6 protein-coding genes and 1 pseudogene are annotated in these 11,820 nt (G+C 59.9%); 5 read left to right on the forward strand and 2 right to left on the reverse strand.

The genetic code is table 11. The features are described from left to right. From JFT80_RS21325 to JFT80_RS21335, 3 genes and pseudogenes are all read left to right on the forward strand, one after another. Window positions 1–1,848, forward strand: a pseudogene (locus JFT80_RS21325) (DUF4105 domain-containing protein); the annotation flags it as partial. A 123-nt stretch (window positions 1,849–1,971) separates the two neighbouring features. Beyond that, window positions 1,972–2,328: a hypothetical protein gene (locus JFT80_RS21330; protein WP_045059339.1), complete on the forward strand. Its 357-nt coding sequence runs from the start codon at window positions 1,972–1,974 to the stop codon at window positions 2,326–2,328. 70 nt (window positions 2,329–2,398) lie between these two features. Further along, a complete protein-coding gene (locus JFT80_RS21335) occupies window positions 2,399–2,893 on the forward strand; it encodes a GreA/GreB family elongation factor (protein ID WP_201149245.1) in 495 nt (164 codons plus the stop codon). Here the strand turns inward: JFT80_RS21335 and gdhA are convergent. Then, window positions 2,890–4,227, reverse strand: coding sequence for an NADP-specific glutamate dehydrogenase (gene gdhA / locus JFT80_RS21340; protein WP_201149246.1), 1,338 nt, complete (start codon window positions 4,225–4,227; stop codon window positions 2,890–2,892). The genes JFT80_RS21335 and gdhA overlap by 4 nt on opposite strands. 373 nt (window positions 4,228–4,600) lie before the next feature. Then, a complete protein-coding gene (gene ettA, locus JFT80_RS21345; protein ID WP_201149250.1) occupies window positions 4,601–6,265 on the reverse strand; it encodes an energy-dependent translational throttle protein EttA in 1,665 nt (554 codons plus the stop codon). Window positions 6,266–6,550: 285 nt separating this feature from the next. Between ettA and JFT80_RS21350 the strand changes: the two genes are divergently transcribed. Both JFT80_RS21350 and glyA read left to right on the forward strand, forming a co-directional pair. After that, window positions 6,551–10,396 (forward strand): bifunctional diguanylate cyclase/phosphodiesterase, encoded by a 3,846-nt coding sequence (locus JFT80_RS21350; RefSeq protein ID WP_201149247.1) that lies wholly within the window; start codon window positions 6,551–6,553, stop codon window positions 10,394–10,396. Between the two features lie 240 nt (window positions 10,397–10,636). Further along, window positions 10,637–11,820, forward strand: a 1,184-nt coding sequence (glyA, locus tag JFT80_RS21355) for a serine hydroxymethyltransferase (protein WP_201149248.1), incomplete at its 3' end; no start/stop codon positions are given.

An 11,820-nucleotide genomic window follows, 5' to 3' on the forward strand; every position in this document is an offset into this window, starting at 1 on the left:
CAAACGTCTTGCCTGGTTGGCGCTCTGTGCCTGCGCCCCGCTGTCCGCCGCGCCAAACATCGACTCTGAACGTTTGCAGCAACTGGCTAACGACCCTTTCTGGATCTCCCTGGGCCACTACGAAACTGCCAAGCTCGGTGGCTGGCGCAGCTATGTCAGTGACCGCAAGTTTTTCCTCGCGCCGGACGGCAACGAACATCCGGACCGCGAACTGGCCGCCACTGTGCAGGCCTTGTACGCCCCGGCAAGCAAAGGCGAACAACACGCACAATGCGTCTACCCGGCACGCACCCGCTGGCTGAAGGCGCAACTGAACCTGACGGACTTGCCGGCCCCGCAATGTGCCGAATTCAAGCAATGGATCAAGGACGTCTCGCCACACAGTGCGGTGATGATCTTCCCGGCGGCTTATTTGAACAGCCCGTCATCGATGTTCGGCCACACCCTGCTGCGCATCGACCAGGCTGATGTGCAGGCCGACAAGACCTCGTTGCTCAGCTACGCGATCAACTTCGGCGCCTACATCGAAGGTTCGGACAACAGCATTCTTTACGCCTGGAAAGGCTTGATGGGCGGCTATCCGGGGCTGTTCGCGCTGGTGCCGTATCAGGAAAAACTCTCCGAATACCGCAGCCTGGAAAACCGCGACCTGTGGGAATACCGGCTTAATCTGACCCAGGAAGAAACCGCACGCATGGTCGAACATGTGTGGGAGTTGAAGCAGATCCAGTTCGACTATTTCTTCTTCGATGAAAACTGCTCCTACCGTTTGCTCGAACTGTTGCAAGTCGCACGGCCGAGCCTGCGTCTGACCGAGCAATTCCCGCTGACCGCGATTCCCACCGACACGGTCAAAGCGGTGAAAGAAGCCGGGCTGGTGGAAAGCATTCAATATCGTCCGTCCCGCGAGCGCGAATTGCTCAGCCGCGCCGAGCCGCTCAACAGTGATGAACAGCAATGGGTGCTGAAAGTCAGCGCCGATCAACAAGTGCTGCAAGACCCGACCTTCAAAGCCCTGCCCCGCGACCGCCAGGCGTTGATCATCGATGCGGCGTATCGTCTGGAGCGTTATCGCGCCAACGGGCAGGAGCGTGATCCGCAGCGGGCGCAACGCAGTTTCGAACTGCTGCGGGCGATCAACAAGAACCCGGCACCCGATCTGGATATACCGCAACCGGGCTTGCCGGAAGATGGCCACGAATCGCGCACTTGGCAGGCCGGTCTCGGCACCCGTGGCGATCGTGCGTTCGGCGAATATGGCTTGCGCATGGCTTACCACGACCTCAACGACAACGCCGAAAGCTTCCCGCTCGGCGCACAGATCGAGATCCTGCAAATGAAGCTGCGCCAGTACGAAGGCAATCACTGGCAATTCCAGCAACTGGACCTGGCAACCATCCGCTCACTGACCCCGCGCAATGAGTTGCTGCAACCGCTGTCGTGGCAAGTCACTGGTGGCCTGGAACGCGTTCCGGGCAAGCACGATGACGAGAACCTGGTCAGTCACGTCAACGGTGGCGGCGGCGGGACCTGGCAATTGAGCGAAGACATGCTCGGGTTTGTCATGGGCACCGTGCGGGTAGAGCACAACAATGACTTCGCCGAATTCATCGCCCCCGCCGCCGGATTTAATACCGGGGTGCTGTGGAAAAACCCCTGGGTAATTTCAGCCTGGAAACCAAAGGTGATTTTTTCACCAATGGCGAGGTGCGGCGCAGTGTGAGCTTGAATCAGCAGTGGGAGCTGTCGCGAAACCTGGGCCTGCGCCTGAGTGCGCAGCGCGAGTTCAGCCACATGGCATCGCCTGAGAATGAAGTGATGCTTGAGATGAAGTGGTATCACTACTAGATCAAAAGATCGTCCGAAGGCTCGAGCAGCGTTCGGACGATCTTTTGATCTTCCTTTCACATCCCGACAACGAATCGACTTCTAGACTGACTGCATAGGCCGTCGAACGGTCAGGAGTCTGAGATGTGGCGTTGCGCAGGTATGCTGGGATTGCTGCTGTTGTGCGCGGGTTGCCAGTCGACCCACGAAGACCTGATCGCCAAGGGCTATCCGCCTGCCTTCGCCGACGGCTTCGATGACGGTTGCGTCAGTGGTCGTCAGGCGGCCGGGGCGATGACCGGTGAATTTCGCAAAAACGTCCCGCGTTATCTCAAGGACCCGCACTATGCCGAAGGCTGGAGCGATGGCTTTCGCCAGTGCCAGGCGATGCTGGAAAATCAGGATCGTGCAGACTATCGCAGCCACCATTGGGATGACCGCGATAAGGCCTGGCAACAGCAGAAGGACCAGGATGCGGCGCGCGCCTATCGCTCGCAATGAGTCGCTCACGGGCATCCGTCGAAACTAAATGACTGCGACCATGGCCCAAACCCTATAACGGGAGAAAACCATGAGTCGCGCCTTCGTCAATGAAGATAACGCCGCTGCGCAAGCCGATCAGCCTGTCGAACGGCAGGTCAGCGCGCAGCCCAACTACGTCACACCCACCGGACTGACCCAGTTGCAGGCCAAGGTTGCCGAACTGCAGCAGCAGCTCGGCGCTGAGTCGGCCAAGGGAGAACAGGCGAACAAACAGCGCCAGGCGGACCTGCAACGGGATTTACGCTATTTCAACCAGCGCGTGCTCAGCGCGCAGGTGATAACACCCGCGAGCTCGACGCAAAAGGTGCAGATTGGCAGTCGGGTGACGTTTGCCGACGAGCACAACGCTGAACAGACCGTCCAGCTGGTGGGCGAGGATCAGGCGGACGCATCGGCGGGCCTGATCAACTGGGGCTCGCCGCTGGGCCGGGCGCTGCTTGGGGCGCAACTCGGGGATGAGGTGCTGTGGCAACGCCCCGTCGGTGATCAAGTGATTGAAGTGATCCGCATCGAACCGGCTTAAACCACGCCTTGCGCCAGCATCGCATCGGCGACTTTGACGAAGCCTGCGATGTTCGCGCCTTTGACGTAGTTGATCCGGCCATTTTCTTCGCCGTAATGCACGCAAGCGTGGTGGATCGACTGCATGATCGCGTGCAACTTGCTGTCGACCTCACCGGCAGTCCACAGCAGACGCATGGCGTTCTGCGACATTTCCAGGCCACTTACCGCGACGCCGCCTGCGTTGGAGGCCTTGCCTGGCGCAAACAGAATCCCTGCCTCGATGAACAGGTCCACGGCTTCCAGCGTGGTCGGCATGTTGGCGCCTTCGGCCACGCAGATGCAGCCGTTGCGCAGCAATGCGCGGGCGGCCTCGGCATCGAGTTCATTCTGCGTTGCGCATGGCAGCGCGATGTCGCAGGCCAGATCCCATGGGCTCTGACCGGCGCGGAACTCGAGGCCGAAGCGCGCAGCCAACTCACTGATTCGCCCGCGCTGGACGTTTTTCAGTTCCAGTACCGCCAACCATTGCTCTTCAGTCAAACCGGCTTCGCAGTAGAGCGTGCCCTCGGAGTCCGACAACGAAATGACCTGGCCGCCCAGATCCATGACCTTGCGGGCCGCGTACTGCGCGACGTTGCCAGAACCCGAGATCGCCACGCGCTTGCCTTCGACGGTTGCGCCTTGGCGCTTGAGCATTTCCTCGGCGAAATAGACACAACCGAAACCGGTGGCTTCGGGCCGAATCAGGCTGCCGCCGTAGCTCGGGCCCTTGCCTGTGAGCACGCTGGTGAACTGGTTGCTCAGGCGCTTGTATTGACCGAACAAAAAGCCAATCTCTCGGGCACCGACGCCAATATCGCCCGCCGGCACGTCAACGTCTGCACCGATGTGCCGGTACAACTCGCTCATGAAGGCCTGACAGAAACGCATGACTTCGGCGTCGCTCTTGCCCTTCGGATCGAAGTCAGAGCCGCCCTTGCCGCCGCCCATCGGCAACGAAGTCAGGGAGTTCTTGAAGGTCTGTTCGAAGGCGAGGAATTTCAGCACGCCCATGTTCACTGAAGGATGGAAACGCAAGCCGCCCTTGTAGGGGCCGATGGCGCTGTTCATCTGGATGCGGAAACCGCGATTGACCTGGACTTTGCCTTGATCATCGACCCACGAAACGCGGAACACCACCGCCCGCTCCGGCTCGCAGATACGCTCCAGAATCCCTGAAGTCAGGTAATGCGGATTGGCTTCGAGAAACGGCCACAGGCTGCGCAAGACTTCTTCGACAGCCTGGTGGAATTCGGGTTGATCCGGGTCGCGTTTTTTCAGGCGTGCGAGGAAGGATTCGACGGATTCGATCATGGGAAAAGTCTCGGCAAATTTATTGTCGTTGGAAGAGATTGAGCCGGACTGTAGCAAACGATTCGCGCACAGGAACAGCGCAAAATGTCGCAGTTATGAAATTAAATGGTGCACAGGATATAAATAAGTCTGTTTTTCGGCCGTTTTTGCACCTGAATAGGGAGATCGACTCGACATAATGCACCAACAGTTACACCGCCATCGCTAGCAGGCTAGCTCCCACGGGGATGGGTGGTGAATCGAGATTTATTGCCTGCACAACACTTTGTGGGAGCTGGCTTGCCAGCGATGAATCCACCTCGGTTTTCCTGAAAAAACCGGGCAAAAAAAACGGAGCCCGAAGGCTCCGCTTTTTCATGCAACCAACCCGATATCAGGCCAGTTTCTTGTGTCGTACACGGTGCGGCTGGGCAGCTGCTTCGCCGAGACGCTTTTTGCGGTCGGCTTCGTACTCGGTGTAGTTACCTTCGAAGAAGATCGCTTGCGAGTCGTCTTCGTACGCCAGGATGTGCGTCGCGACGCGGTCAAGGAACCACCGATCGTGAGAGATCACAATGGCGGCGCCCGGGAAGTCCAGCAGGGCTTCTTCCAGAGAACGCAGGGTTTCAACGTCGAGGTCGTTGGACGGTTCGTCGAGCAGCAGGACGTTACCGCCCTCCTTCAGGGTCAGCGCCAGGTGCAGACGACCGCGCTCACCACCGGAGAGGTCCTTGACGAACTTCTGCTGATCGCCGCCCTTGAAGTTGAAGCGTCCGACGTAGGTACGCGACGGGATCTCGTAGTTGCCGATGCGGATCTGGTCGGAACCGTCGGAGATCTGCTGGAATACAGTCTTGCTGCCATCGAGGTCATCGCGGCTCTGATCGACGCACGCCAGTTGCACCGTTTCGCCGACTTCGATAGTGCCCGAATCCGGAGTCTCCTTGCCCATCAACATGCGGAACAGCGTGGATTTACCCGCGCCGTTACCGCCGATCACACCCACGATGGCGCCTTTGGGCATGGAGAACGACAGGTTGTCGATCAGCACGCGATCGCCGTAACCCTTGGAGACGTTCTTGAACTCGATGACCTTGTCACCCAGGCGCGGACCGGCCGGGATGTAGATCTCGTTGGTTTCGCTGCGCTTCTGGAATTCCTGCGACTGCATTTCTTCGAAGCGTTGCAGACGAGCCTTGGACTTGGACTGGCGTGCCTTGGCGCCTTTGCGCACCCACTCCAGTTCTTCCTTCATGGCTTTTTCGTGGGCCGACTGCTGCTTGGATTCTGCAGCCAGACGATTGGACTTGGCTTCAAGCCAGCCCGAATAGTTGCCCTCGTACGGGATACCGGCGCCGCGGTCGAGTTCCAGAATCCAGCCAGCGACGTTGTCGAGGAAGTAACGGTCGTGCGTGATCGCTACCACGGTGCCCGGGAAGTCGTGCAGGAAGTGCTCCAGCCACGCAACGGAGTCGGCGTCCAAGTGGTTGGTCGGTTCGTCCAGCAGCAACATGTCCGGGGCCGACAACAGCAGGCGGCACAGGGCCACACGACGTTTTTCACCACCGGAGAGGAATTCGACCTTGGCGTCCCAGGCGGGCAAACGCAGTGCATCGGCCGCCACTTCCAGCTGACGATCCAGGTTGTGACCATCGCTGGCCTGCAGAATCGCCTCGAGCTTGGCCTGTTCGGCAGCCAGCTTGTCGAAGTCGGCATCTTCCTCGGCGTAAGCGGCGTAGACCTCGTCCAGGCGAGCCTGGGCGTTCTTGATCACGCTAACCGCTTCCTCGACCACTTCACGCACGGTCTTGGTCGGATCCAGGATCGGTTCCTGCGGCAGGTAGCCGATGTTCAGTTCCGGCATCGGACGGGCTTCGCCCTCGAATTCGGTGTCGACGCCCGCCATGATTTTCAGCAGCGTGGACTTACCCGAACCGTTGAGGCCGAGCACGCCAATCTTGGCGCCGGGGAAGAAGGACAGCGAAATGTTTTTGAGAATTTCCCGCTTCGGCGGAACAACTTTGCCCAGCCGATGCATGGTGAAGACGTATTGAGCCATGGAGAACCTTGGGTCAGTGACAGATGAATGATTGCAGCGCAGGCGATGCCCGGCCAGACCATGCGCGTCGTTCACTTGATGGTTATCAATGCGTGCGCGCTGAAAAAGTCTGAGTCTAGGAGCTGGAACGCTCCCGCGTAACCGGCAAAGCTACCTGAATGACGGAAGGCAGTCCAGCCGCGAGGGGCTGGCACTTCGCCACAACTCAAGGCATGCTAGCCGCCCTTCGGGCGTCCGGCTTATAGTGCACGTCGCGCCAGTCCAGCCAAACCGCAGGATTACAGCTTGTCCAATGTCACTCCGCCAGCCTCTGTGAGCAGCACCCATCCGGCGCCCGGCTCGCCCCTGCGCGGAACATTAAAGGGCGCGCTGGCGACGCTGGTGCTTTTACTGTTGGCGCTGTTGTTCTGGCAACTGCTCGATCAACTGCGCGAAACCCAGAAAAACCAGCGTCAGTACACCATCGACTACACCGCCGACCTGGCTTCTCAAATCAGCCTGAATATGGCGCTGAACGCGCAGATCGCCCTGAACCTGCTGCCGATCGTCGAGCAGCCACAGACTCACGAAGAACAACAGGCGCTGCTGCGCAAAATCCAGCAGTCGCTGCCTGATGTACGCAGCCTGGCACTGCTCAGTCCGTCTGGAAAAGTGCTCAGCGACAGCGCCGTGGACAGTAACGATGCCGACTACTTGAGCCAGCTGGTTCAGCGCAGCCGCGCCCAGGCGCACTATTTCAGCAATGCCGACGACGGCTCGATGGTCCATTTGCTGCTGCACCAGGCCAGCAGCACTCGCGGTTATTGGGCGCTGCGCCTGTCTCCGGCCTTCTTCGCATCGCTGGCCAAGCAGAATGAAGCCGGCATCCGCCCGCTGTGGCTGGTGGAAAACCGCATCAATCGGCAAATTGTCAGCCGCGATAACGCCGTACCGGTGTCTGAGCCCAGCGAACTGACGGCAGAGGACCTGGCCAACAGCGTATTGACAGTGCCTCTGAGCAGCAGCGACTGGCAACTGCGCGGGCTGTTCGACCGTCAACGCGTGATCGAGCATTTATTGCCGGCGTTCATCGGCAAATGCCTGCTCGGCCTGGCGTTTTCAATGCTGCCGGTGATCGCACTGCTGAACATGCGTCGGCGTCAGCGCCAGTTGCATGAGGGTCGCCGACGCTATCAGGACATTTTCGAAGGCACCGGCGTGGCCCTGTGTGTGCTGGATCTGTCCGGGCTCAAGAGTGCGTTCGACAAGGCCCGCATCCTTGACACCGAACAGTTGCAAAGCTGGCTGGCCGTGCCAACGCAACGTGAACAGTTGCTGCGCGAAATGCGCATCACCGAAGTCAACGAGGTAGCCCTGCTGCTACTGGACGTCAATGCCCCGGAGGAGGCCTGGAAGCGCCTGATCGACGGCAATCCACTGACCAGTTCGGCCATCGGCCTGCCGATACTCGAAGCCGTGTTGCAGGGGCACAAACAGCTGGAACTGGAAATCAGACTGCCGGACATCAACGGCCGCGACCAGCACCTGTGGATGGTGTTGCGCCTGCCGCAGGAGCAGCACGACTATAAAGCGGTGATCCTCAGCATCAACGACATCACCAGCCGCAAGCTGATCGAACTGTCGCTGCTGGAGCGCGAAGGGTTCTGGTCGGACGTGGTGCGCACAGTGCCGGACCATCTGTATGTGCAGGACGTGATCAGCCAGCGGATGATTTTCAGCAACCACCACCTCGGCCAGACCCTCGGTTACAACCGCACCGAACTGCACCAGATGGGCGAGTACTTCTGGGAAATCCTCCTGCACCCGGAAGACGCCGATTATTACCATCGTTCGCGGCAGATGCAGCGGCACGCCGGGTACAGCCAGTTACTGCAATGCCAACTGCGCTTCCGTCACCGCGACGGCAAGTGGCGGCGTTTCGACATTCGCGAACAGGCGTTGGCGCGCGACAAGCACGATCAGGTCACGCGGATCATCGGTGTGGCCAAGGACATCACCGAGCAGATCGAGGCCAGTGAATCGCTGCGCGACAGCGAGCAGCGTTATCGCATGCTCGCCGAAAGCATCAGTGACGTGATCTTCTCCACCGACAGCAAGCTCTCGCTGAACTACGTCAGCCCCTCGGTGCAAGCGGTGCTGGGCTACGACGCCGAGTGGATTTTCCAGAACGGCTGGCAATCGACCATCGCCAACCCGCAGCAACTGAGCGGCATCTACACCCTGATGGACCGGGTCAGCAAAGCACTGGACAAACCCGAGCAACTGGCGCTGTTGCGCAGCCAGGTGCAGACGCAAATGTTCCTGTTCGACTGCCTGCGCGCCGACGGCCGCAAGATCCCGATCGAGCTGCGTCTGGTGCTGGTGTGGGACGACCAGGGAGCCTTCGAAGGCGTGCTGGGGGTCGGTCGCGACATCAGTCAGCAACGCCGCGCCGAGAAAGATCTGCGCATGGCGGCGACGGTGTTCGAGCACTCGACCTCGGCAATCCTGATCACCGACCCAGCCGGTTACATCGTGCAGGCCAACGAAGCCTTCAGCCGCGTCAGTGGTTATGCGGTGAGCGAAGTGCTCGACCAGTTGCCGAACATGCTCACCGTCGACGAACAACAGGATGCTCATCTGCGTTACGTGCTCAAGCAACTGCATCAGCACAGCACCTGGGAAGGCGAAGTCTGGCTCAAGCGCCGCAACGGCGAGCATTACCCGGCGTGGGTCGGCATTACCGCGGTGCTCGACGATGAAGGTGATCTGGCCAGTTACGTGTGCTTCTTCAGCGACATCAGCGAGCGCAAGGCCAGCGAACAGCGCATCCACCGCCTCGCCTACTACGACGCTTTGACCCATTTGCCGAACCGCACGCTGTTCCAGGATCGCCTGCACACCGCTCTGCAATCGGCGGAACGGCAGAAAGGCTGGGTGGTGCTGATGTTCCTCGACCTCGACCGGTTCAAGCCGATCAACGACTCCCTTGGTCACGCTGCGGGCGACCGCATGCTCAAGGACATGGCCACGCGCCTGCTGGCCTGCGTCGACGATGACGACACCGTGGCGCGGATGGGCGGCGACGAATTCACCCTGCTGCTGCAGCATCGGTCCAGCCGCGAAATGGCGCTGAACCGAGCTATCCATGTCGCCGAACAGATTCTCGGCAGCCTGGTGCGACCGTTCGTGCTCGAGGGGCGCGAGTTTTTCGTCACCGCCAGTATCGGCATCGCGCTGAGCCCGCAGGACGGCAACGAACTCAGCCAATTGATGAAGAACGCCGACACCGCGATGTATCACGCCAAAGAACGCGGCAAGAACAACTTCCAGTTCTATCAGGCCGACATGAACGCCAGTGCGCTGGAGCGTCTGGAGCTGGAAAGCGACCTGCGCCATGCCCTGGAGCAGGACGAATTCGTGCTCTATTACCAGCCGCAATTCAGCGGTGACGGCAAGCGTCTGACCGGTGCCGAAGCCTTGCTGCGCTGGCGCCACCCTCGACGCGGGCTGGTACCGCCGGGGGATTTCATTCCGGTGCTGGAAGAACTCGGGCTGGTTGTCGACGTTGGCGATTGGGTGATCAGCGAGGCCTGCCGTCAACTGAAGACCTGGCACCAGAACCGCGTGCGCGTACCGAAGGTGTCGGTAAACATTTCCGCACGACAGTTCTCCGACGGCCAACTCGGCACGCGGATCGCCACGATCCTGCGCGAAACCGGTCTGCCACCAGCGTGTCTGGAGCTGGAACTGACCGAAAGTATCCTGATGCGTGAAGTCAGCGAGGCGATGCAGATTCTCGCCGGGCTGAAAAACCTTGGCCTGAGCATCGCGGTTGATGATTTCGGCACTGGTTACTCATCGCTGAACTACCTCAAGCAATTCCCGATCGACGTGCTGAAGATCGACCGCACGTTTGTTGACGGTTTGCCCTCCGGCGAACAGGACGCCCAGATCGCCCGGGCGATCATCGCCATGGCCCACAGCCTCAACCTGGCGGTGATCGCCGAAGGCGTGGAAACCCAGGAGCAGCTGGATTTCCTGCGTGAGCATGGGTGCGATGAAGTTCAGGGGTATTTGTTCGGGCGACCGATGCCGGCGAGCCGGTTTGAGGCGCAGTTCGGGCGTGAGGCGTTGTTCGAGTTCGACTGAGATTTTTGCAGGGAAGCCATCGCGAGCAGGCTCGCTCCCACAGGAATTGATGTCGATCACAAAATCGCAGGCCTGCCTCGGTTACTGTGGGAGCGAGCCTGCTCGCGAAGAGGCCTTCAAAAGCACCGCACATCTTTCATGAACGCCACTTGTCTGCGACATGATGTCGTTTCATATGCCATCCAAAACCCATTGGGTTAGAATGCCCCCCTTTTCTGCCCCCGATCCTTGAGGACCGCCATGTTCAGCCGTGATTTGACTATTGCCAAGTACGACGCCGACCTTTTTGCCGCCATGGAGCAAGAAGCTCAGCGCCAGGAAGAACACATTGAGCTGATCGCTTCGGAAAACTACACCAGCCCAGCGGTGATGGAAGCTCAAGGCTCGGTCCTGACCAACAAGTACGCCGAAGGTTATCCAGGCAAGCGCTACTACGGTGGTTGCGAGTACGTCGACATCGTTGAACAACTGGCTATCGACCGTGCCAAAGAACTGTTCGGCGCCGATTACGCCAACGTTCAGCCGCACGCCGGTTCGCAAGCCAACGCCGCTGTTTACCTGGCCCTGCTGCAAGGTGGCGACACCATTCTGGGCATGAGCCTGGCCCACGGCGGTCACCTGACCCACGGCGCCAGCGTTTCCTCCTCCGGCAAGCTGTACAACGCCGTTCAGTACGGCATCGACGCCAACGGCCTGATCGACTACGACGAAGTCGAGCGCCTGGCGGTTGAACACAAGCCGAAAATGATCGTGGCCGGTTTCTCTGCCTACTCGCAGATCCTCGACTTCCCGCGCTTCCGCGAAATCGCTGACAAGGTGGGCGCCTACCTGTTCGTCGACATGGCTCACGTAGCCGGTCTGGTCGCCGCTGGCGTCTACCCGAACCCGGTGCCTTTCGCTGACGTCGTGACCACCACCACGCACAAGACCCTGCGCGGTCCACGTGGCGGCCTGATCCTGGCACGCGCCAACGCCGACATCGAGAAGAAGCTGAACTCCGCAGTATTCCCGGGCGCCCAGGGTGGCCCGCTGGAGCACGTGATCGCTGCCAAGGCGATTTGCTTCAAGGAAGCGCTGCAGCCTGAGTTCAAGACCTACCAGCAACAAGTGGTGAAGAACGCCAAGGCCATGGCCGGCGTGTTCATCGAGCGCGGTTTTGACGTGGTATCGGGCGGTACTGAAAACCACCTGTTCCTGCTGTCGCTGATCAAGCAGGACATCTCCGGTAAAGATGCCGACGCCGCTTTGGGCAAGGCTTTCATCACCGTGAACAAGAACTCCGTGCCTAACGATCCACGCTCCCCGTTCGTCACTTCCGGCCTGCGCTTCGGCACTCCGGCCGTGACCACTCGCGGCTTCAAGGAAGCTGAGTGCAAGGAACTGGCCGGCTGGATCTGCGACATCCTGGCAGACCTGAACAACGA

It is taken from the genome of Pseudomonas sp. TH10 (assembly GCF_016651255.1).
Lineage (GTDB): Bacteria > Pseudomonadota > Gammaproteobacteria > Pseudomonadales > Pseudomonadaceae > Aquipseudomonas.

Bases quoted from the DNA above. Each gene is read 5' to 3' on its own strand.
- JFT80_RS21330 (WP_045059339.1), top strand. From the start codon at position 1,972: ATGTGGCGTTGCGCAGGTATGCTGGGATTGCTGCTGTTGTGCGCGGGT.
- JFT80_RS21335 (WP_201149245.1), top strand. From the start codon at position 2,399: ATGAGTCGCGCCTTCGTCAATGAAGATAACGCCGCTGCGCAAGCCGAT.
- gdhA (WP_201149246.1), bottom strand. From the start codon at position 4,227: ATGATCGAATCCGTCGAATCCTTCCTCGCACGCCTGAAAAAACGCGAC.
- ettA (WP_201149250.1), bottom strand. From the start codon at position 6,265: ATGGCTCAATACGTCTTCACCATGCATCGGCTGGGCAAAGTTGTTCCG.